The organism is Psychrobacter sp. Arc29 (assembly GCF_041431175.1).
Lineage (GTDB): Bacteria > Pseudomonadota > Gammaproteobacteria > Pseudomonadales > Moraxellaceae > Psychrobacter.
In genome coordinates, this window is the sequence record NZ_JASMRR010000006.1 from 104,063 (window position 1) to 128,368 (window position 24,306).

At 40.0% G+C, this 24,306-nt stretch carries 13 protein-coding genes, 1 tRNA gene and 1 pseudogene; 7 read left to right on the top strand and 8 right to left on the bottom strand.

The features are described 5' to 3' along the window. Window positions 1-212 precede the first annotated feature (212 nt). The 3 genes from QO189_RS09585 to QO189_RS09595 are packed head-to-tail and all read left to right on the top strand — an operon-like array spanning window position 213 to window position 6,091. A complete protein-coding gene (locus tag QO189_RS09585; RefSeq protein ID WP_025650706.1) occupies window positions 213-650 on the top strand; it encodes a hypothetical protein in 438 nt (145 codons plus the stop codon). Further along, window positions 637-2,949 carry a hypothetical protein gene (locus QO189_RS09590; protein ID WP_025650705.1) on the top strand — a complete coding sequence of 771 codons (2,313 nt, stop codon included), beginning with the start codon at window positions 637-639 and terminating at the stop codon, window positions 2,947-2,949. The genes QO189_RS09585 and QO189_RS09590 overlap by 14 nt, the downstream gene beginning before the upstream one ends. Further along, window positions 2,942-6,091: a tyrosine-type recombinase/integrase gene (locus tag QO189_RS09595; protein WP_025650704.1), complete on the top strand. Its 3,150-nt coding sequence runs from the start codon at window positions 2,942-2,944 to the stop codon at window positions 6,089-6,091. The genes QO189_RS09590 and QO189_RS09595 overlap by 8 nt, the downstream gene beginning before the upstream one ends. Before the next feature lie 910 nt (window positions 6,092-7,001). On the opposite strand, the gene QO189_RS09600 is transcribed toward QO189_RS09595, so the two are convergent. After that, window positions 7,002-8,525 carry a hypothetical protein gene (locus QO189_RS09600; protein WP_371532560.1) on the bottom strand — a complete coding sequence of 508 codons (1,524 nt, stop codon included), beginning with the start codon at window positions 8,523-8,525 and terminating at the stop codon, window positions 7,002-7,004. 792 nt (window positions 8,526-9,317) lie between these two features. Between QO189_RS09600 and QO189_RS09605 the strand changes: the two are divergent. Continuing rightward, a pseudogene (locus QO189_RS09605) lies at window positions 9,318-9,458 on the top strand (transposase); the annotation flags it as partial. A gap of 172 nt (window positions 9,459-9,630) precedes the next feature. Here the strand turns inward: QO189_RS09605 and QO189_RS09610 are convergent. Next, on the bottom strand, window positions 9,631-9,753 hold the full coding sequence (locus QO189_RS09610) for a hypothetical protein (protein WP_371532561.1): 123 nt from the start codon (window positions 9,751-9,753) through the stop codon (window positions 9,631-9,633). Window positions 9,754-10,533: 780 nt separating this feature from the next. Next, complete coding sequence (locus QO189_RS09615; RefSeq protein WP_371532562.1) at window positions 10,534-11,637, bottom strand: WG repeat-containing protein; 1,104 nt, start codon at window positions 11,635-11,637, stop codon at window positions 10,534-10,536. 344 nt (window positions 11,638-11,981) lie between these two features. On the opposite strand from QO189_RS09615, the gene QO189_RS09620 reads away from it, so the two are divergent. Genes QO189_RS09620 through QO189_RS09630 form a run of 3 tightly spaced genes read left to right on the top strand, consistent with a single transcriptional unit; the run spans window position 11,982 to window position 18,116 of the window. Next, a complete protein-coding gene (locus tag QO189_RS09620) occupies window positions 11,982-12,545 on the top strand; it encodes a hypothetical protein (protein ID WP_201550956.1) in 564 nt (187 codons plus the stop codon). Further along, window positions 12,545-14,875 (top strand): hypothetical protein, encoded by a 2,331-nt coding sequence (locus QO189_RS09625; RefSeq protein WP_371532563.1) that lies wholly within the window; start codon window positions 12,545-12,547, stop codon window positions 14,873-14,875. The genes QO189_RS09620 and QO189_RS09625 overlap by 1 nt, the downstream gene beginning before the upstream one ends. Beyond that, window positions 14,868-18,116 carry a tyrosine-type recombinase/integrase gene (locus tag QO189_RS09630; protein ID WP_371532564.1) on the top strand — a complete coding sequence of 1,083 codons (3,249 nt, stop codon included), beginning with the start codon at window positions 14,868-14,870 and terminating at the stop codon, window positions 18,114-18,116. The genes QO189_RS09625 and QO189_RS09630 overlap by 8 nt, the downstream gene beginning before the upstream one ends. Before the next feature lie 63 nt (window positions 18,117-18,179). Here the strand turns inward: QO189_RS09630 and QO189_RS09635 are convergent, their stop codons facing one another. From QO189_RS09635 to QO189_RS09655, 5 genes are all read right to left on the bottom strand, one after another. After that, on the bottom strand, window positions 18,180-19,451 hold the full coding sequence (locus QO189_RS09635) for a tyrosine-type recombinase/integrase (RefSeq protein ID WP_371532565.1): 1,272 nt from the start codon (window positions 19,449-19,451) through the stop codon (window positions 18,180-18,182). 171 nt (window positions 19,452-19,622) lie between these two features. Continuing rightward, window positions 19,623-19,699, bottom strand: a tRNA-Ile gene (locus QO189_RS09640). A 93-nt stretch (window positions 19,700-19,792) separates the two neighbouring features. Continuing rightward, on the bottom strand, window positions 19,793-20,605 hold the full coding sequence (locus QO189_RS09645; RefSeq protein ID WP_371532566.1) for a pteridine reductase: 813 nt from the start codon (window positions 20,603-20,605) through the stop codon (window positions 19,793-19,795). 26 nt (window positions 20,606-20,631) lie between these two features. Next, entirely contained in the window at window positions 20,632-21,810 is a 1,179-nt protein-coding gene (locus QO189_RS09650) for a tRNA nucleotidyltransferase (RefSeq protein WP_371532567.1), read from the bottom strand. Window positions 21,811-21,980: 170 nt separating this feature from the next. Further along, a complete protein-coding gene (locus QO189_RS09655; RefSeq protein ID WP_238038955.1) occupies window positions 21,981-24,299 on the bottom strand; it encodes an NADP-dependent malic enzyme in 2,319 nt (772 codons plus the stop codon). Window positions 24,300-24,306: the final 7 nt, after the last annotated feature.

Consider the following 24,306-nt stretch of genomic DNA (forward strand, 5'->3'; position numbering starts at 1 on the left):
TAACAGAAATATTAAAGTCTTTACAGCTGGTAGGTTATAACATATTATAGTTAATATAATTCACTATAATTAGTTAAAAAATGAATAATATTCATCTAAAGCCTATTCAAAAGTTTATAACTTTTAGTAAATCTAATCTGGTTATTCATACACATGCTCAGAAGGCATTATTGATGTGGCAACAATTTAGACCGAGAGTAGTTGGTGTAAACATGAATAGTTTTAATGACTATTATCGACCACCGCTACGCTTAGTATCTAAACCAGACGGCGCTTACTATTTTTTTAATGAATTTAGACGTATTGATAGGGTTCTTACAGAAGAGGTTAGTTTGCGTCAGCCTTGCTTGATTGCGGCTGAAAGCTTACAAGACATTAAGTACTTGGCTTGGAGTGAGGTTGTTGAGCTGGCTTTCGCAAGAGGGACTCATCATCCTGAGTTTTTTAAGGCACTCAGTAATAGTGCACCAAAAAGTATTATTTGCGAACTTATGAATATAGAGCGTCTTACGGTAGACAATTATTGTCAGTTTGCTGGTATCAGCCAAAGTGCTTATGAGTATCAGCAGGGCAAGGCGGTTAATGATGAGGTGATGTTGGGACTGCACAAAAACATGGATTGGATGGATGCCTCTTATGAGTCAAACTAAATTATTTGATGATGTGACTACTAGGCGAGTGTTGGATAAGCTTATTCCAACAGACTCACTGCATAACGTACAAATGCGCCAGCTCGTGATTGATGTGATTAGTCTGGTGCAAGATGATGATATTGGTTTGTTGTATTTAAAACCAGGTGAGAATTTTGCAGAACTTACTGGTATAGACTGTGAAGATGTGATTAAAGAAATCATTCGGCAAGGTAAAACAGTAGAGTGGGCGGTTACCTATATGCTGATTGTCTTTTATCAGGCATATGGCGAAGTTAATATAAATAATAATGCTTGGCGATTTATGAGTGGCTACTTAAAAGTGATATTTATGATCACAGTACGCCACAACAAACACTTTGCCAAAATAGATAAGCTTGGTGTGCGTGTTCGTATGGCGCTAAGACCTTCTGATCCACAACGTGGCATTCTCGACCAGTTAATCAGCACTCATGCTCAGTGCGATAGCTTGTCCTCATGTTTACCTTATATCAGACAATATGAAGCAAGCGTCAAACAGGAAGAGGCAACAGGTGAAAAAGCGAACCAATATCTTGGTAGTAAAATTGGTCAAATTAGGTTGGCTTATGAAGTAGCAATTGATAATAAGGCTTTTATTGGTAAAACCTATAATGAAGATACTAAACGCGTAAAGTTGTCTCAAACAGTCACCAAGATAGTGGCGCATATCGATGGTGAGCCGCTACAAAGAATAGTGTTTGGTACGAAACAATCAAAAAAGCACAGTAATGTGGCAATCGCTGAAAATATTGCCGATGACAACGAAGTGCCATTGCTAGACAATGATTTTAAGCCAGCTCTGCAAATTGCTAAATCTTCTGAGCTGCAGCAATGGCGATTGAAAAATAACCATCAACACGCCCGCCGTAACCAATTTCATTTCCCAACCAATCATCGTCAGCTAAGCATTACCGGATATCAGATGTTATTTGCCACGCTTTGGCAACGCTTTATGAATGTTGATAAAGAGAGTGGTACTGGGTATGCAGTTTTACTACTGTCACTGTTAAGCGGTCTTAGTATTGATAGCATCATTGCTGATTGGCAATGCAGTCGCAGTCAACGGCAGTATTTCGTCTATGACCGTGTCCGTAAAATCAGTAGTATCGCCATCACGATCGATGTGACGACCAATACTCGAAGTCATCTGCTTGCCCACAGACAAAGCAACGGCAGTACCTTTTATCGCGCACTGCCTGAAGCTTTACAAATCATGCTTGAGGATAAAATTACCGTTTCACCTGGTAATGTTAAAGCCGCTATCTCTTACGCTAAAGATATATTGAACCTGCCAGCACTGAGTCCTCAATATATTGAAGCCGGGCTATTTATCCTTATTAAAAACGAACTTAATAAGCCCCTACATGCCGACATGATCACAGGTGTTGATGTAAGGCATAGCTCTGCGCTGTATTACACTAGCACTAAAACGGTAGAGCTAGAGCAAACTTATATAAAAGCGGTAGAGCTGATAACTGAATACTGCAATGATGAGCAAAAAGTACTTTTAATAGATGAGTGTAGCGTACCGATGAACGGGCATAGAAGCCATATTGGTAGTGATATGGTACTAAAGACCACAATGTGCCAGCAGTTCTTTAATCAACTGGCTATCAGTGCTGAGAGTTTTAATGGAAAGTTAAAATCCCACATGGATCGCTATATTGCGCAGTTCAATAGTTATAGCATTTGGCTATGGCACATTATCCTGATCCAAACGGGTATTCGCCCAGTCAGACATGCACCAGGATTACTCAATCAGTTTGATTTGAAGCGGCGTATATTATGGGTATCTGACAAAGAAGAGCGTCATGCGCAGTCTGATGGCAGGCTCATTCCTCTTAGCAAGTTTTTGATAACTGCTATACAAAACTATATGACTTATATTAAGCAATTTGCCGCCATCTATAATCCATTATGTCCAGCAGCGCCTTATCCTATCAACGACATCTTGCAATCTGAGCGTCCTCTCATTCAGCTCTATAAAAAGAACCCAAAGGGCTTTACTAGCATTACGCCAAGCCAAGTTCGCTACCAGTTGCAAGACTTTTTTAGTCATCAGGATAATTGGCTGCGTCATCAGCTGAGATCCATGCTTACGGGGCGCGTGCCTGACTATCTGATTTGTGCCCTTTATGGTCATGAGCATCCTGATCAGGAATTTATGCATCCGATGTCATCAAGCTCTATTAATCAGCTGCACCAGCTCAGTTCCCATTTAGATGCGATTGCTACAGACCTTCACTTAAAACAAATTGAGGTTCGCCTATATGGATAACATTAGCGCTCATAAAATGCGACAGCTGAATAGAGAAGAAGCTAAAAACAGTATCAAGTATGATGCTAAAGCCCTAATTAAAGAATATATCAATCAATATCCTATGCAATCGCCTTGTGAGCTGCAGCATCATTATGAAGCGATTAACCAGTTACTAGAGGAGAAGTTCGATACCGCTCAAAACTTTCAATTGGCGCGGCGCGGATTTTTAGAGTTTATTCGTGATTATAATAAAGCTCACCAGATATACCTTAACGAGCCTGTTGTACCGATACTGGCGACTCGTGAGCGCTTGACCATTAATTATGATTGGTTTGTGAATGGGTGCGCTGTGGCAGACAGTAGCGCTATGATGATAGAGTCTTGGCAACGAAAACGGCGTTTTTCAATGAATGACTTGGTTGAGGGATTATTATATTGCAGCATCATGTATGGCGGTATCAACGACATTGAGGTGTTAAAAGCGCTCTATGATTGGCTATTTGGTGAGCGCCGTATATATAAAATTAACATGTCAGCGACTGATGAAAAAAGCAGAGTAGAATGTTTGGCTATAATACCGCTTAGCGTACCTGATGATAATTATGGAACTACGCTAGATGACAGCGAAAGCTTACATCGTTTTGTTGATTATATTCCCGATGATATGGGCCTATGTTTTTTATATGCTCTAAAGGATAAAGAGTTAAACACTGCCAAGATAAAGCCATTTAATACCATAATCAACGATATCTCACAAACGCTTAAACTCACCAATAAAGATATCGATCGCCCGCAGCACTCAATGCTCATCAAATATGCCAACTACCACTGGCGACAGCTAGAGGGTAGTCTAATCGATGGTGCGCTAGCCGTGGTGAAACAAGATGATATAAAGACAACAGGTTTGCCTACTGAGAAGCTAATCCATTATAACCGAGAGCTCATCAATCAAAACCCTGAGCCACTCGAGTGGTCTGAGCTGTTTGATGCCAGTTATCAGACGGTAGGAAAATCGCAGGACAAGAGAGATGCCACAGTTTATCCAAGCTTTAGCAAAAATCTGATCAAAGAGCTGCAAGATGCACTCAAATTGACTAGAAACGCCGCTATTTGTACTATCACAATATTAATGACAGACGCTAGCCAGCCTAATGCGCGACGCTTGCTTAGCTGGGTATTATCATTGCTCGGTGATAATAGTATTAGACTAAATACTATTAGTAAATATGCTGGCTGTATTGGTCGCGACTGGCTAATGCTGACGTTGGATGAGGATATTGATCAGTGGGAGGGTAATGACTTTGAGGAAGTGTACGAGCAAATTATTCAAAGTAAGGTAAAAGATGGTCGCAAGTTTTCTGTACTGTGCAAGTCGTCAGAGTTTGACGATACATATAGTGGTATAGATAATGATAACCATACTACTGGTCAACCGCTATCTTATCTTGATCGTTTAAAAGACAGTCAGAAATTTACTTATGGCCGTTTGAAAGCATTTCATGATCATCAGCGTATGCACTTTGATGCGCCTTATGTGCATTTTCCCTGGGGTAATAATCGGCAAGTTGTCAAAGCTGAAATGATATCACCGCGCGTGTATAGAGCGATGAGAAGTTATATCCAAACATCAGAGTTAGAGATAGAACAAAAGCAGCTATGTTTTATTGTACTGGCGCTTGCTTATCGGACTGGTATGCGAATTAACGAAATTATTGGTATTAAGGTTAGCGACATTGCAGATATAGGGTTTATTAATGGCCAAGTGGTTGAAGTGCCAAAAATAATCCTCAAGCCCAACCGCTATCGCCGGCTAAAAAGCAGTAGTTCTAAACGGGTGATACCGATAGACAGGCTTTTCAAGGATGATGAGTTAAAGCCCTTCATCGCATTCTATTATCAACAAAAAAGGTTAAAAAGAAATTATTTATTCTCACAAGGCTCAGGTGACCAGCCACTACCGTCCGTATTCTTTAGTAATATGATGAAAATAATATGGGATAGATTGCTGAGTACCCATGATTTCACCTTTCATAGCTTTCGGCATACTGCAATTAGCCAATTGGTCCTGGTGTTAAACGACTCGCCACTTAGAGAGGTGATGACAGATTATGGTACAGCCCATAGTGAATCTATCGTTAGCGCCGTGCTTGCTAATAATAAAGAAAAGGGGATGTGGTTTGGGCTAGCTAGCTTTGCAGGGCATCTAACGCCAGATACTACGTTTGAATATTATATGCATACCGCTCATCTATTGGCTGGATGGCAAATGAGTCAAGCCACACTTGTTATGCCGATAACCGTGTTTGAGATGGTGACAGGTATTGGTTATCAGACGGTGAATAGACAGAATGGCAGAGCTTATAGTCCTAACACCAAACAGGTTCATCTTGATAAAATGCGTGGCTATTTAATCAATAAGGTTGCGAGCAAAGAGTCTCTACTCTCTTATAACAGAACACCAGCTAATACAGATTATGAGCAAAACACACAAAATGACGCAGCGAATACTCGACCGTCTCTATTTGTCCATCCTAGAATTTATGATGTGATTGCACTGTTAGAAGAGCTGCAAAAAACAAGTGTTGATAAAAGAGCGGATCAGTTGGCAGAGGTCGCACTTCAGCATGGTATCGCTGTCAATGATGCTAGACAGATTTACGATAGAGCCAGTCAGATTTTTACTGATGATAGGCTGCTTTTGAGTGCGCCGACGGGACATAAAAACCAAGAGGTTCTAGTTAAAGCGCTTGATCGAGCATATCAGATGTCAATTGATGAGCCTGCTAGACTGAAATCGTTTGTAGGAATATTTACAGGTAAAAAAAACTTAAACACCTCATCGATTCATTTTGGTATTAAAGAGACTCAGCTTAAAATGCTACAGCAGTTCATGGAAGTAGGTTGTCAGCTTATCGATGCCAGTCATTGGCGAATTAGAGCACATAGCGAACAGGCAGTGCGTGATATTAAAAAAGAGCTTGGACTGAATAGCTCAATACGTATTGGTGCTCGTGAGAGTTTCCATGGTTATGAGGTTAGGGTAGTACAGAAAAAGCGGAGAAGATCTGATAAAAATATGGCTATAACAGATGATTATTATTCCTCGTCAGGAATTTTGAAGTATGTGGGATACTTACTTATAATATTAGTTGAAAACTAGATACAGCCTTTTGTAATTCTGAATGATTGCTTTTTTTATGTAGCTTGCAGTAGTTATCAAGCTGATTTATTCAAGTAGTTCGTATGAGCAAGGTGACAGAGTGACAAGCTATATGGTCAACGGGCTAGAAGATGATTTTTGCTCTATATGATTAAAATTTTGTCACAGATAATATTCTTCTAAACACTAGAGAGTATAAGGATTGTCACGTTGTCACGTTTAGAAAAGGTTAGTGTATACGATAAATGGAATACCTTACCTCGTTAGATGTGGTAGTGATAGGTACTGTGGCAGGAGTAACTCTTAAGTGACTACTAAAAAATAATACTAACAATGAGAATAATAACTTTAACTATAGTAATTAGCCTCTATCTAAGTGTTAGTTTCAGTTCAAAGCCAAGAAAAAGGAATTGCAATTAGATTTTAAGGTTTTAACCAAATAATAATGCATCGGCTATTTACTCGAGATTTATAACTCATAAAGTATCATCTTATTAGATAGAGCGTGAATATTTAATAGCTTTTGATATATTCACAGTAGCGGAGTATAGGTGGTTTTAGCGTGACAACGTGACAAGGCATACACTGTGTGGCGTACAGCTATTTTTATCCGCGACTTTTTAATACCTTTCACCGGTTACGATATGTTAAAAGGTAGGTAGCTAATAGCTTTCACGTTGTCACGTACGTAAATCCCAATATCTTCTCGACTACCTTATAAAAAATAAGATTTAAGAAGTTAACTACAAACTTTGCATGTTGAGGTCTTGGCTATATTTTTAGTAACTAAACTCTAGTTAGTTAGGCTCTCAAAAATACTAAAATGTATGTTTCTAACACACTGAAACTTGCAGAAATATCTATCCATTAAACTAACCTAACATTTAATTTGCGATGACCATTCAAGAATCTAATAATACTCCTTAATATAAGCATAAGCTCGATCGAATAGTTCTTGATCTTTGTGTAGCTTGTACTTCAAAAGTGCTTTACGTAAGGATTTTTGTACCTCACGCTCGCCAGCGCTAGTGGTTTGCCAGCCAGGAAAGCGCACAATTCTCACGATGGCATCAATATCAACAACAATGCGTTCGACCACCGCTGGTGTTTGATCTGTTTTCAGTTCTAGAAATAGTTCAGACAAAGCCGATGTAGGTGATTTCTCTTGGACCTCGATTTCTAGCTCTTTTTCTGCTTGAACGGTTTCTTTCGCAATTTTACAAAGCTCTTTTACAAAATCAATGGAAGCTACTAAACCTTTTTCAGCTTTATCTCGTAAAGCCTCAAGGCGTTCACTTAGAGACTTAAAAGTAGGCAAGTCGCCTGCACCCTTAAAGCGCTCAACTAAAGCTTTCTCTAGTTGCTTTACTTTTTTCGGACTAGGATTATTGAAGATATCTTCGATGATATTTGCATCCATGACAAATTCATCTAAGACATGCACACTACCCACATGCACGTTGTCATGGATCAATTTGGTAGTCTGTGCACCCAGTGTCAACCAAAGCAATTTACCGATACTGTCAGAGGCGGGCTTGACCGACTCATACACCTGAGCCAGCCATTTATAATCTTGGTTATAGTTATCTAACACTGAATCCGGTGATAACGACTCCCAAAGCTTAAATAGAAACTTAAAGTCCAACGCAAAAGCATCTTTCTTTTCATTATTGGCTATAGCGTTCTGTGCTGCTTCTAGGCCCTCAAAGCCTTCTAAGGTTCTATCTACGCTTTCAAAGTGAGACAAGGCATTGTGCATGGCTTGTGGGAGCTGTTCGCGCAGCTCTGATAGGTTAGTAATGATTTGCTGTGCACCTAGCTCATCAAACTCTAGCGCTTTTGCTGCATCATCAAACACACCAAAGTAATCAACAATGCAGCCAAAAGTCTTGCCTGGATATAGACGGTTGGTTCGGCAAATCGCTTGTAGCAAGGTATGGTCTTTCATGGACTTATCTAAGTACATGGTCTGACAAATAGGCGCGTCAAAACCTGTTAAAAGCTTTGCGGTAACGATAATAAATTTAAGCTCTGAGCTAGCGTCATTAAATTCATCAACAATTTTTTCTTGTTGGCTCTTGTCTATACCCCATTTTTTCTTAAACTCATAATCATCGTTAGCGGTAGTAGAAATAATCACTTTACTGGCCGCTTCAGGAAAGTGCTCATCCAGTGCCTCTTTATATAGAACGCAAGCATGACGATCTGGCGTTACTATCATTGCTTTAAAGCCGTGAGGCTCTACTTTTTCCATAAAGTGGATAGCAATGTCTTCAGCTATTCTAGTAATACGCTCAGGCGACTTTAAGAAGGCGGCCATTTTGGCTGACTTCTTATTCAAAGCATCAGCGTCTTCATCGCTTAACGCTTGGCTTTCTTTAAAGTCAGCAAAGGCTTTATCAAGTGATTCTTTATCAAACCCCGGTATTGACAACCTCACCTGAGAATAATAAAAAATTGAGAAAACTATACGTCATATACAGCATGGCTTGAAGCGTTTTTATGGCTTTAGTCTCTTAGATGGGTTATGTAATATTGATATATTGGCCACCATAAAAATGATGCCATCGTTACCTAAGATAATTTGTCTTAGCAGCATATAGCAGCTCTGTGTTCGAACTAATTTCACAGTAATGCTTTGCAGGTGAGCCTAATATAACAATGATATTTTTACCAAAATTCACAGGTCACCATTTTATTTTTAGGATTGTAGATAGCGCCTCGGTCTTCCGTTTCACCCTAGTACGAGGAGTTGTTTTTATATTTCTAATGGATTTTGAGATTCTAAGTGCTTTGAAATCAAAAGCTTTGACTCTCAATTCATTTTTATAATAACATGAATATTATTCACTATTTTATTATATATAATGAAAAATATTAAATTAAAACCAACTCAAAAATTTCTTGTGTTAATTAAGGATATTCTAGTTATCCATAATGATGCTAGAAAGGCTTTTAATATTTGGCATCAATTTAGACCGAAAACGTTGGATATTAATATGCATGCTTTGGATGATCATTATTGTCAACCATTACGTTTGGTAGCTGGCTTGGATGATACTTACTACTTCTGTAATGATTTTTGCAGTGTCGATATTCTGCTAAGAGAATAGATGGGTTTACGACAGCCATGTCTTATAGATTCTGAAAATCTAAACGACTGAGCTATGCTGAAGAAACCGTACAAGTAAACTTGGTAAACTAGGTGTATTCACAGGAGTTTACCATGACTAAGAAAGTCAGAACTTATAGCACAGAATTCAAAGCCGAAGCCGTCAAAAAGATAGCAGACAATAACGGCAATATCTCAGCGACTGCAAAACAAATCAGCATCACCATGCAAACGCTACGCCTTGACCACAGCCAAAATCTACGACACGGAGATGCTCTGGCACATCACTTGTAACGTCGATAGTTTCTGTTAGTAAGTGCTGTATGCTTTGATGATGCTGCCAGCCGTATGCAACCGTATAAAATATGGCCTTTTCTACGGATGTGAGCGCATTGGTCACTCGGTTTGTGCGGTTTCGAAAAGTAGTTTAATCCAAGTTTTCGTCAGAATTCTGACGAAAGTAGTTCACCATATTTTTATAGTAGTCGCCAAAGCTATTGTTCATAGACGCGTTAGAATTATCAATTTGAAGCTGAAGTTGAGCTGACATAATTGCTATCCTCAATGTGATCTTTCGATGTGTTGAGGCTATTATTAGTGCTTTTGTAAGACACCGTATAAGCTGGCAAGCTTGCGGCATATATATTGCTCAAATAAAAAGCCGTCTATCAGTGATAGATGGCTTTTTATTTGATGTTTTGCTCGAGCACAGTTCTGCGCTTTGCGCTTTAGGTAAGTGTCTCCCAGACACTCATTAATTCTCGCTCATCTTAAAAGTCAGGGTGCAGTTCAGATTTTGTATCGTACTATACAAAGTCACTTCTTAAAATTTTAATTTCTTATAAGTCAGGTATCAGGAGGGCAATAGCAAAGTAGTGCTCTGCTGTTTCCTTCCCCATCGCTGATTTTAAATGCAGAAAAATACTAAAAGAAAAGGACGCAACATTGACTGTTTCATTCTTTTTGCATGCGCTTTCAGCTATTTAGAAATACCGTTAAAGATATGACTGTGTTTAGCCATCTAATATTGATGTGAATGGTTGGATGTATAGGCCTCCTTGTAGCTTGAACCCTGTGTTATTTCTTAAGGTACGTCACGAAAGGTTACTGTGTAGCTATTATCACTCTTTTTGAACACAGCTGGATATTTCATTGCCTAATCCTTAGTTTATCGTCTATACAGAACGCACAGTATGGCTCTACATTGCCTTTGAATACTCTAAACGGTACATAAGAGTGCCATACTGTGATTTAAATTGCTCTAGTGGCACGTATAGCGTTTACGGTGAGTTATTATTCGCACCAAGCTAAGACATGCTGCAACTAGTTACTACCAACCATCAGTCATATCGATCAACTTCTTGTCAATGGCATCGTCTACCGCTTTATCCCAATCCTTGAATTTATTGGTCGCCAGTACCTTGCCTGTCTTGTCCAAGGTGTAGCGAGTAACACCGCTTGGCGACGTGTTGTACATGTACATAATGCCGTTTTTATAACGGCCGTCATCAAATGAATATTGGTCTGTTTCTAACTCAATAGAGGCAGCACTGTATTTTGGCTTAACAACGTACTTGCCCGACTTATCAATGATGCCCCACTTGCCAGCCTCACCGTCGTCAGAACGAACTGCTGCTAGACCCTCAGCAAAAGGTTTGGCATTGCTCCACTGTGCATTAATAACGTTGTTACCATTTTTGTCGATATAGCCGTAAGTGCCTTCATAATCACTTGGATCTCGGAGCACGTTGTATACAGCTAGACCCTCGCTAAAATAATCCAGTCTATCAAACTCTATAGGCACAACAAGCTTGCCTTTAAGGTCGATAGCACCGTATAGCTGATCTACTGAAACAATCGCCAACCCTTCAGAATAACCCATGATTTGATCGTATCTTGCTTTAGTAATCGACTTTCCAGCCTTGTCGATTGTGCCGTAATCTCCGTCTTTTTGAACAATCGCCACACCGTTCTCAAACTCACCAGCAAAGCCATAAGCGTAAGGGATGACGATTTTGCCTTTCTTGTCCATATAGCCATACACACCGCCATAAGAGCCATCTTTATTGGACTTGTACACTGCAACCAATCCTTCACTGAAACTTTGGTAGATATATTCATCCATACCATTTTCAACATCATACTTAATCGGTATTACCAGTTTGCCAGTAGCATCAATAAAGCCTTGCTTCGCCTTATATTCTTCTGAGCTATCAAGTTCTTCTTTGCCGACATAAGCCATGCCGTCTGACATCTCTCCGCAGCTATCGTATGTTCCAACAGCAACAACGACTTTCCCAGCATCGTTTTTGTATCCGCACCCATCAACGTTGCCTGAGTGATCATAAATGGGATGTAAGTCAGCCATAGCCATTGACGCACTAGATAACATGATTGCGCCTAGTGACGCTGTTAGTAATCGATTCATTGTCATATCTGTCCTTGCTTTCTGTTGTTGGTTGGATTGTTCTGCCCAGAAAACCGCAATTAAGCGGCTTAAAGAGGTCGGTAACCAGCTGACAGGGACACTTATTGCTTAGATACTGGAAACTTTACTTCGAACCCCAATTCTAACCTTTTCACCTAACAAAAGCATAAAATGTAATAACCTCTTAACGCTATATTTTCTATAGCGTTAAGAGGTTTTTTTATGTCTAAAATAATACTAACTGTTTAATAGTATTAATTATTTTACGATTTTAAGCTCCACAAAACTAAAGCGTTTGACACCTGAGTGGTTATTATATAACATGAATTATATTCACTAATATTTATTATATGATGAAAAATAATAAGTTTAAGGTTGGGCAAAAACTTACCAACACTAGTAAGGATGATTTGTATGTACATCCGTACGCTAGAGCCGCTTTATGTGTTTGGCAGAGACTGAGACCTAAAACTACTTATATCAATATGAAGTTTTTGGATAACTTCTACCGTCCACCACTTCGCCTAGTTGATGGAAAGAACGATGTTTTTTATTTCTTTAATGATTTCGAGAGAGTCGATCAGGTCTTAAGATTCGAGAATGATAGTGATTACCCATGTTTAATCATCCCTGAAAGTATCAATGATATTCAGCAGCTAGCATGGCGAGACGTAGTCAGTTTGATTTCCTTGAAAGATGTCAATCATCCTGATTTATTCAAGGCACTGAAAAATAACGCGCCTCAAAGTGTTATATGTCAGTTGATGCGTATTAAATATTTGACCGTAAAGGAATACTGCCGCTTTGCACGTATTAGCCAGAGCAACTATGAGTATCAACAATGCAAGTTTGCATCAGAAGAGCGTGTCATAGGCATGCCTAAAAGCATGGACTGGCTGAGTGAGGCACGCTAATGAATATGCATAAATTTGATATTGATAATGCTGAATTACAGAGAGTCCTAGAACAGCTAGTACCCTCTAACTCACCGCACTATATAAAAGTGCAAAATCTGATTGTTAATCTGCTGGATATCAATCCAAACTTTTACCTGCACATTGGTGAACATGCCAGCCTAGATACACAGGTATTGACACCGTCTGAATGTGAAGCTATTGCCTGTACAGTTATCAAAGAGAAAAGGATTGAGGATTGGGCCGTCACTTATATGCTGGTTTTGTTTTACCAGAGACATGGTCAAGTACATATTAATAATGAAGCATGGCAGTTTATGAGTGCATACCTGCAAGTCATTATTATGATTGCTGCACGTAAAGATGAGCACTCTGCCAAAATCAATCAGCTAAGTGTGCGTCTTAGAATGGGATTAAAGAACAACAACCCACAATCTAAAATCGTCGACAAGTTAATTACTATTCATGATCAACATGATTCAATGGCAAACGTACTATCAGCGTTACGTCAGTATGAAGCTCAGACAAAAAATGACGAAGCATTGGGCAAAGTCATTAATCAAAAATTAGCGGGTAAAATTGGGCAAATACGACTTGCTTATGAAGTGGTTGCAGAGAATAAAGTCTTTGTAGGTAAAACCTATACCAATTCAAAAGATAATGAGCCTAGCAAAGAACACTTTAATACGCTGTACCTTGATAGTACTGACGAACCACTAAGAGCGACAGTATTTGGCAACACCCATAAAGATGATAATGTTGCTTATGATGAAAATATTGCTGACGACGAACCACCTAAACTTTTAGACAATGACTTCAAACCTTCCAAGACAACAGCCAAATCCTCAGAGTTGCAGCAATGGAAGCTAAAAAATAACTATAGACATGCCCGCCGCAATCAATTTAATTTACCCACTAATATTCGTCAACTCAGCCTATTAAGCTATCAACTGCTATTTGCTCGGGTGTGGCAGCTTTTTACCACTGTCAGCTATAAACAGCGTCAGATTTATGTCGTTATATTACTATCAATGCTAAGTGGACGTAAGATTCAAGAAGTGGTTCATGAGCTGCAGTTGGATAAAAGTCAGCGCAAGTGGCTGAGTCATGAGAGCGGTTCGGCTAATGATAGTTATGCTATGAGTAACACTATTAACGTGACCTCGAATCGTAGAAGTCACTTATTACCGTATCGTCAGAGTTACGATAATAAATTTAAATTACCTCTGCCAATTAGATTACAAGCGGTCATTGAGAATAAGTTTTTGGTAAATAGTAATGAGATCTCTGAAGTGCTGGCAAGCTTAAAAATGCAACTAGATCTACCAGCATTATCAAACCAGCATATTGATGCTTGCCTATATACGATTATCAAGAATGAGCTTCAAGAGCCACTCCATGCCGAGATTCTGACTGGGGTTGATGTGAAGCACAGCTCACCTTTGTACTACACCAGTATTGAGACGATAAGCTTAGAGCAGACATACAGCAATGCTATACATCTATTGACCCAATATTGTACAGCGGACGTTCAGAATGAAGTTCGACCATTTATTCTATCTAGCACGAAAAGTAATCAGTACAAAAAATATATCGGTAGTGACATGACTTTGAATACTGATATCTGCCAAAGGTTCTTTGATGGTCTTGCTGAGGCAGTTGAGAGTTATAACGGTCGATTAAAACGGAACATTAATATACGGCAGGACCGTTATATTGAGCAGTTTAATACTTATGGTGTCTGGCTATGGCACATCATATTTATTCAGACTGGAATTAGACCCGTAAAGCATGCGCCTGGGCTTTTAAATCAATTTGATTTTAGGCAGCGGTTGTTATGGGTGTCCGATAAAGAAGAGCGTCAGGGACAAGGGCAAGGAAGACTCATTCCTCTAAGTGATTTCTTGATCACAGCCATTCAAAACTATATTGAATATATCAATCAATTTGCAGTCCTCCATAATGTAATTTATCCAAATGACCAATTCCCACTAGACGACATATTGAACTCTAAACAGCCAATCATTCAGCTTTTCAGTAAAAATCCTAAAGGGTTTTCTGGTATTGCGCCTAGTAAAATTCGTTATCAGACAAGGCATTTTTTTAGCCATCAAGATAATTGGCTAAGGCATCAATTACGCTCAATGCTAACAAATAAGTCTCCTGAGCATTTAATCTGCGCCTTATATGGTCATGAACATCCAGATCAGGAGGCTATGCATCCCATGTCGTCACTATCTATTAATGAGCTAAAAGAACTATCTTCTGACTTAGATAAAGTTGCAGTTGAGCTTAACCTACGACAAGTTGAGGTGAATGTATATGGATAATGCCGTTGCTCATCAGTTAAGAGAAGAAAATAGAAGCAAAAGTCATGAAGCTATCAAAAATGAGGCAAAAGTTTTGATAGCGTCGTATGTTGATGACAATCACATAACGACAGAAATAGACCTAGTTGAATGCTATCAAGCAATCGATAACGTGCTTAAGGTACGCTTTGATACCGCCCATACTTACTACTTAGCCAGACAAGGTTTTTTAGCATTCATTCGGAGTTATAACAAAAAGAATGGTACTGATTTAGATGAACCTGTGGTGCCCGTCATCGCAGAGCGCGATAATTTAATCATCTCTTATGATTGGATGGTGAATGGCGCTCAAGTAAGCCTTGCTAGTCAGCAAATGATTGAAATATGGCAACGAAAAAGAAGATTCTCAAATAATGACTTAATTGAGTCAGCACTCTACTGTAGCGTGGTATATGGTGGATTGAATGACGTAGACGCACTAAAAGCGCTCTATCAGTGGCTGCTAGGCGAACGTGAGATATATCAATTGCAGCTACCAGCAACTGATGAATTATCAGGTTCAGGTGTCAGTAGCGAGAGTTTGGCGCTAATTTTGCTCAGTATTGATGATGACAATTACGGTTGTTCTTATACGCAAGGATATACCTCAGAGGATGTATCTGCTACAAGCTTACAGCGCTATATAGAGTACATACCTGATGATATGACACTTTGCTTTTTATACGCGCTAAAAGATAAAAAGTTAAAAAAAGAAGATGTGAAGTCGTTTGAAACCATTATCAGTGATATTTGTAAAAAGCTAAAACTACAAAATAAAGATAAAAGCAAACCGCATTTATCGCAGTTAATAAAATACGCTGACTATCATTGGCGGCAGATGAAGGGTGCCGATATAGATAGTGCGCTGTCTATTGTTAGACAGGGAAAAATTAAAACGACTGGCTTAACTACAAATAAGCTTATTAATTATAATCAAGAGGTGATTAGCTCAAACCCGCTACCACTTACGTGGTCAGAGCTGTTTGTAGCAAGTTATTCAGGATCAAATAAAAGAAGTACCAATAAAAGTAATTATCCAAGCTTTAGCAAAAATCTTGTTAAAAAGGTGCAAGATGCTCTCAAATGCAGCAGGGCATCAGCTATTTTGCATATAGAGTTATTACAACAGGAGTTTACTCAACCGAATGCCATGCGTCTTTTAGGGTGGGTAAGAAGCTTATTGAACACTAGCAATAACAGGTTAAATACCATCAGTAAATACGTGGGCTGTATTGGTCGTGATTGGCTGATGCTAACGATGGATGAGACTCTTGATGAATGGTCGGATGATGACTTTGAAGCTATCTATGAGGAGATTATTCAAAGTAAGATTAAGGATGGTCGTAAATCTTCGCTACTTAAAAAAGATTCTGATTTCAACGATGAAGCTATAAGTAACATAAATGAAGATGGAGGCATTATCGAAAATGAGGTACCTGATTCCCCAAGCGTATTAAATGAGCTGGCAAGTGACATTAAAGTATCTTACTTAGATCAGCTTAAAGATACTCAAAAATTTACCTATGGTCGCCTGAGAGCATTTCATGATTATCAAATAGAGTATTACGATGCTCCATATGTGTATTTTCCATGGGGTAATAAACGTCAGGTTATAAAGGCGAGTATGATATCGCCTCGTATATATCATGCGATGAAAGAGTATCTGGTCACCTCGGATCTAGACTATGAACAGAAAAACCTTTGCTTAGTAGTCTTAAATCTGGCATACCGAACAGGAATGCGAATAAAGGAACTCATCGGTATTAAAGTTGCTGATGTAGCAGATATCTATGCTGATGAGCATGGACAACGAATAGAGCAACCACAAATATGGCTAAGACCGAATCGCTATCGAAGATTGAAAAGTAGCAGTGCAAGTAGGCTTATACCGGTTGATTGCTTACTTAAGCAAGACGAGCTGGAACAATTTATTCAGTTATATTATCAGCAGAAAAGACTAAAGCGACGTTACTTGTTTTCTCAAGGATCCGGTGATCAGCCGTTACCCAGTGTATTTGTTAGCAATCTCATGAAGTTAATTTGGGATAGATTGCTAGGAGAGCACGACTTCACATTTCATAGCTTTAGACATACTGCTATTAGTCAACTGGCATTAGTGCTACGTGAATCTTCATTGGCACAGGTGATGACGGATTATAATAACGACCAGTGCGAAAAAATAGTGAAAGGAATTCTTGGTTATCACAAAGAGCAGGGCGCTTGGTTTGGGCTGGCAAGTCTTGCAGGGCATTTAACGTGCGACACAACCTTCGAGCATTACATTCATACTGCTCACTTGCTAGCAGGGGAACAGCTCAGCAGAGCGTGCTTGCAGCTACCTATAGCCGTTTTAGAGTTAATAACAGGGCTTGGTTATTCAGCTATATATAGACAAAATAAAACTGCTTATGATGCAACGACAAAGATGGTGCAGCTAAATAAGATAAGACCATATTTACTTAAAAAGATAGCTTCCAATAAAGTACCATTATTCAAGAATATAGATGAACATGAACATAATGCTAGCCAGCAACTGTTAAACGATAATTTGAATGGATTTAAAGAGTCGAATACAAATTCAATTTTCATTCATCCTAAATATTCGGACGTCATAGGTTTTTTAGAGGAATTACAGAAGTTAAATATCAACTCTAGAAATGAGCTGTTACCTGAGATTGCTATTAGACATGGTATCAGTCTAAATGAATCTAAATGTTTATATCTGCGCGCTAGCGAGCTGTTTGATGATGACAGGCTATTACTAAGTAGGCCTAAAGGTAACAAAAATCAAGAAGTAATAATTAGAGCATTGGATAGAGCTTATCAGATGTCCACAAAGAATCCTGAGAAGTTGAGAATGTTTATTGAAATATTTGCACATAAACATAACTTAAATAACTCATCGATTCATTTTGGTATTAAGGAGACCCAGCTTGAGACGCTACAGAGTTTTATGCTAATAGGTTGTCAGCTTATTGATGCCAGTCATTGGCAGGTTAGGGCATATAGCGAGCAAGTTGTAAGTGATGTTAAAAAAGACTTGAGTCTGAACAGCTCAATACGTGTCGGTGCTCGTGAAAACTTCCACGGCTATGAGGTAAGGGTAGTGCAGAAAAAGCGTAAACGTTCTGATAAGAATTTGGCTATTACTGATGATTACTACGCTTCGTCGGGGGTGCTCAAATACCTAGGTTATTTGTTAATAGTATTGGCTATCTTTTAGTGAGATTTTAAAAGCTATGGACTAGGTTCGGTCTATAAATTTGATAAGAATTGCAGCTTTGATCTATATGAGTGCTTTTATGAAATCGCTTTGTGTCATGCCAAGATGCTCACAGTAAAAGGACTCTATTGAGTTTAAAGCGTCTCTTAACTGTCTTTGTGACACTTGAACATACTGTAGGGTAACATCATCGCTTGATTTAGTTTCGCGGTGATTGAGCAAGCGTTTAAGGACTGGATAGCTGATGCTTAAGCTATTAGCTACCGTTCCAAAAGTACGGCGTAAGTCATGTGGCCTGATATGTAGATCGATTTGTTTATCTATAGCTTTATAACTGGCACTCAAATCCTTTACATGGTCGTCGCTGGCTTGCAAAGCGCTTGGAAACACCCAACGTTTATCAGTGCTTAACCTCCACCTTTCTTTAAGTATAGCGTATAAAATATCACTAGTAGGTATCTCATGATTGTACCCATTTTTTGTATCTTTGAATGTTATTTTACCAACTTTGAGATCGATATCTGACCACTTTAAAGACTGCGCTTCGTTTAAACGCACGCCAGTCAACATAAAAAACAACATAATATCTCGTGCATTATTGCTATGAGGTGCTTGCATGTGTGAGCTTCTATCAACATAATTTAGAAGTGTTTTAAGGTACGTACCTAAATATTCTTCTTCTACATGTTTAGTGCGTGGCTTTACCTTATTCCAATCTTTCTTAGCATTGAGTATGCGCACAGGTTGCTCTTTGATTAAAAAGTCTTCGTCATCATCTAAAAAGCTATCACGGCAATAATTCCAAACTGATCGCAGAGCTCTCATCGTTGCATTAGCCTGAGCTGCGCTATACTTGCTTATCTCCTTATGTTTATCACTTATCATTGACTTGGTGATATCATTTAGAGAGATATTTAGCCAGTCTTTCAGCTTATGTAGTATTTGACGGTCATAAGTGGTAATAGTGCCTTCAGCTAAGCCAGTCTTCGTTGATTTAAAGTAGTCATAAGCTTCTTGCAGTGTTGGCACATTATTGGTCTTATCTTTCGGGTCTTCTAGGTTTTCATGAAGCCCATCATAAACATGCATGCCTTTTTTGATGTTAGCCATCATTATACTGGCTTTTTCACGTGCTTCAGTTAGTGTAATTAAATGCGTTTCTTCTACTTCGTCTCTATACAGCTTTCCATTGATGCGCTTATGCAATGTATAGCGCTTTGACTGCTTACCTACACGCAGCGCAAAACCAGTTAGTACATCGTCCATATAGATTTCGGTACCTTTAGCGGTATAGTCTATTGAATCAATAAGTTTTTTGGTAAGTTTAACTTTCATATATCACCCATGCAGCAGTATATAACCATAGTGTTAGTAGTCATCATACTTTAATTACTACAAGGGTCAAAGTATCAAGATAGTATCAAAAAATTAATTATATCAGTGCACTTGCATGAAATTTAGACAATAAAAAACCCTTACAAGTCAATTACTGTAAGGGTTTGAATTTGGTGGGCCCAGTAGGACTTGAACCTACGACCAAAGGATTATGAGTCCTCTGCTCTAACCAACTGAGCTATGGGCCCTAACGTTAGACGCACAATGATACCTGATTTTTTGAATTTTTCAAGTAAAAGATAACAAGTAATCAATAAATTTTTTATCAGTTTTGATGGTGATCAAACGCTACCGCCAGCTAGGGTCAAACTACGGCCACCATCCACTGTGATAATCTCGCCTGTGACATAACTTGCTTGTACCAAGTACAGTACGCTATGAGCAATCTCCTCAGGTTTGCCGATTCTTTGCATAGGAACTGAGGCAATAATATCTTGTTGTTTTACATTATCAAGTGCTTGATCACTATCAGACTCAGGCAAGATATTGACGCCAGGAGCGACACCATTGACACGTATGTCTGGTGCCAGCTCTAACGCTAACGACTGCACCATCATTCGATGCGCAGCCTTTGCCATATTATAGACCGTATAATTACTGAACGGTCTATCCTGCGCATGTATGTCCAATAAGCTGATAATACAACCTTGCTGATGTTTCAGATAGGGCACTAGCGCTTGACTCAATAATAAAGGTGCCTTGGCATTGGTCAGAAGTAATTCATCCCACTGGGTATAATCAATGTTACCAAGCGGGCTTGGGTAGAACCGTGACGCATTATGTACCAGTACATCTAGCTGCCCAAACGCTTCTATGATATTTTTAACAAAATCCTCTAACGCTGCACCATGATTGACTACTGCCAAATCTGCAACAATAACCACTGCGCTGTTAGCACGGCTTTTATTAAGTTGGTCAGCTAAGCTATTAGCTTCTTTTTCGCTACGATGACAGTGAATAATGACACGGTAGCCTTGACTGTGTGCTGCTCTGATAATCGCCGCACCGATGCGCTTCGCACTACCAGTTACCAGCATCACCGGAGGTTGGGTGTCAGTATTCTTTGATGGCAGAGCGTTGGATTCTTGGTTCATAGTGACAATGCTTTTTAAAATACTTTTTAATAGGCGTCATGCGCTTGTAAGTGTTCAATTCTGCTTTGACGTAATGCTGCCCCAATGGCTGGCCCTTTGAGATCTGGTGCAATATCTGTCATACCGATTGCATGAAAGCTATTCAGTGCTAGCATCATCTGACGGTGCTGCGTTGCCAACTGTAAGACGTGACTGCAGACAAGGAGCTGTGACAGCTTATCTGGCTCTTTATGAGCACTACAAGCTTGTATAAGGTCAATCTTTTTGGCAGCGCTCAGACTGTTTATCATGCTTAGCGTTTCGGCTTGCTGAGCGAATAGGGTAGCGAACTGTGTATGCGCTTTGGGGACTTTAGCTTTATTACCGATATCATTGATATCTCTTAGCGCTTTTGATTGGTCATGCGTATGTTCATTATTAAATAGTGACGGGGTCAGGCTGACTATTAACAGTGCCCAACGCTGTGCCAAGTTTAGGCGCATTTGGCCTGCAAAATATAATGCTGTCTGAACCGTCTCTCGTATATGAGTGTCCTCCCAAGCATCATGCAATGGGGCAAAATACTCTGTGAGCGCACCAATCTCAAACAATTGCTGCCAGTATACTTGCGGTGATAGTTGCATCGTTGCACGGCTCGATTCTTGCCAGATACGTTCCGCACTCAAATGAGCAAGCTCTCCTGAGTTGACCAGTTGACGCATTAGGGTCAAGGTGTCTTCCGCAATGGTAAAGCCTAAATCATAATAACGCCCATAAAATCGAGCTGTCCTTAGAACTCGTAATGGGTCTTCGCTAAAAGCGTCAGATACATGACGTAGCGTTTTGTTCTCTAAATCTTGTAACCCACCATAATAGTCAATGACTTCGCCACTGATTGGAGTGTCATCAGCGAGACTAGTGACTTCGATAGCCATCGCATTGATAGTCAAATCACGACGTTGTAAATCATCCTCTAAGCTCACATCAGGGCTGGCATGTACGCTAAAGCCTTTATATCCTGAACCTTGCTTACGCTCTGTACGTGCAAGGGCATATTCTTCGTGAGTGGTGGGATGCAAAAACACAGGAAAGTCGGCACCTACCTGCTGAAACCCTGCATCAAGCATCTCTGCGACGGTGGCACCAACGACAACGAAGTCTTTATCTTTGATGGGTTGTTTGAGCAGTCGATCACGGACAGCGCCGCCCACAAGGTAAATTTGCATAGTAGCCTCTTTTTGTTGAGCTATACGTCACCAGCTCAATTTTTATTCATCAAAAAAAACAGCCAATGCTTTATAAGTTGCATTGACTGGTTTTAGTATAGCAGAAGGGCTCTGTCAATGGATGACAGAGCCCTTTTGAACCACATATTCATACAGCGTACGACGTGTGATTACTTCTCGTTTTCTAGGTCTTGAGCTTCCGTGACCGTAAGCGCAGTCATATTGACAATACCACGTGCGGTCGCTGATGGCGTCAAGATATGTACTGGCTTATTAGTACCTAATAAGATAGGCCCAATAGAAGCGCTACCAGTCGCTGTCTTAAGTAGGTTAAAGGCAATGTTTGATGCATCAAGGGTTGGCAAGATTAGCAAGTTTGCTGCACCTTTTAGTGGGCTTGATGGCATATCATTTAGGCGGATATGTTCATTGAGTGCTGCATCCCCTTGCATTTCGCCTTCAAACTCAAAGTCTACATTCATATTGGTAAGCAGTTCATGAACCTTACGCATTTTGACAGCGCTGGCACGATTTGAAGCACCGAAGTTAGAATGAGAGACCAACGCAACACGTGGCGTGATACCAAAACGGCGTATTTGATCAGCAGCCAAAACAGTCATTTCTGCCAACTGTTCAGCGGTTGGATCTTCGTGAACATAAGTATCAGCGATAAAGATATTACGATCTTGCATCAGTACAGCATTCATCGCATAAAAATCATTGACACCTTCTTTTTTGCCAATGACGTTTTCGACATATTTTAGGTGCATCTGATAGTCACTAAACGTACCACAAACCATACCATCAGCATCACCGTTGTCGACCAATAAAGAACCAATCAAAGTGGTTTTGCGACGAACATCACGACGAGCAAGCTCAATACTGACACCGCGACGTTTGTTTTTCTCGTAATAACCCTGCCAGTAGTCTTTGTAACGAGGATCGTCATCAACGTTGACGATGGTAATATTCTCGCCAGCCTTTAGACGTAGGCCTAGCTTTTGGATATTGGCTTCGATAACTGAAGGGCGGCCAACCAAGATAGGTTGCGCTAGCTTCTCATCAACGACAACTTGCACAGCGAGCAAGATATTGTTGTCTTCACCTTCACAGTAAACGATACGTTTTGGCTCGGCTTTGGCACGAGCAAAGATTGGCTTCATCACAAACGCTGAGTTATAAACAAACTCAGACAGACGCTGACGATAGGCTTGCATGTCATCGATCGGTAGCGTGGCAACGCCTGAATCCATCGCTGCTTTAGCAACAGCAGACGCAATCTCAATGATTAGATTTGGCTCTAGAGGGCCAGGAATCAAGTAATCACGACCAAAACTCTGCATCTTTTCGATATTTCTAGCACTGGTAGTTGGCGTAGCTTCGACGTGTGCCATTGCAGCGATTGCTTTTACGCAAGCGACTTTCATCTCTTCGTTGACAGTTGTCGCACCAACATCCAATGCACCGCGGAAGATGTATGGGAAGCATAGCGCGTTGTTGACTTGGTTTGGATAGTCTGAGCGACCGGTTGCCATGATGACGTCTGGACGTACCGCATGTGCCAATTCTGGCATGATTTCAGGTGTTGGGTTGGCAAGTGCAAAGACGATTGGGTCTTTTGCCATACGGCGAACCATATCTTCTGATAGTGTACCGGGCATTGATAGGCCTAGGAACATATCAACATCGTCCATGACTTCTTCAATAGAAGTAGCTGTGATATCACGAGCATAGCGCTGTTTGGTTTCATCGAGGTTTTCACGGCTAGTGCTGATGATACCGCGTGAATCTGAAACAATAATGTTGTTTTTATCAACACCAAGTGCGCAAATGATATCTAAGCAAGAAATGGCTGCTGCACCCGCGCCTGAACAAACAATTTTAATCTCTTCGATTTTTTTGCCAGTAATCAACAAAGCGTTTAGCATCGCTGCGGCAACAATGATTGAGGTACCATGTTGGTCATCATGGAACACAGGAATGTTCATACGCTCGCGTAATACACGCTCAATTTTGAAACATTCTGGTGCTTTGATATCTTCTAAGTTGATACCCCCAAAGGTAGGCTCAAGAGAAGCAACCGCTTCGATGAACTTATCTGGATCATTTTGATCGATTTCAATATCAAAAACGTCGATACCTGCGAACTTTTTGAATAGAACGCCTTTACCTTCCATCACTGGTTTTGATGCCAATGGACCGATATTACCCAGACCTAGTACAGCAGTACCGTTAGTGATGACACCAACTAAGTTGTTACGTGCTGTATATTTAGAAGCGAGCTTTGGGTCTTTTTGGATCTCAAGACAAGGTACAGCAACGCCTGGAGAGTAGGCGAGTGCTAAATCACGTTGGTTGGCTAGCTGCTTAGTAGGGGTTACCGAAATTTTACCTGGGCGTGGAAACTCATGGTAATGTAAGGCAGCTTGTTCAAACTGCTCTTTTTCTGTACTGAGGTTATCCGTATTCGAAGTGGTATCGTCATTCATAATAATT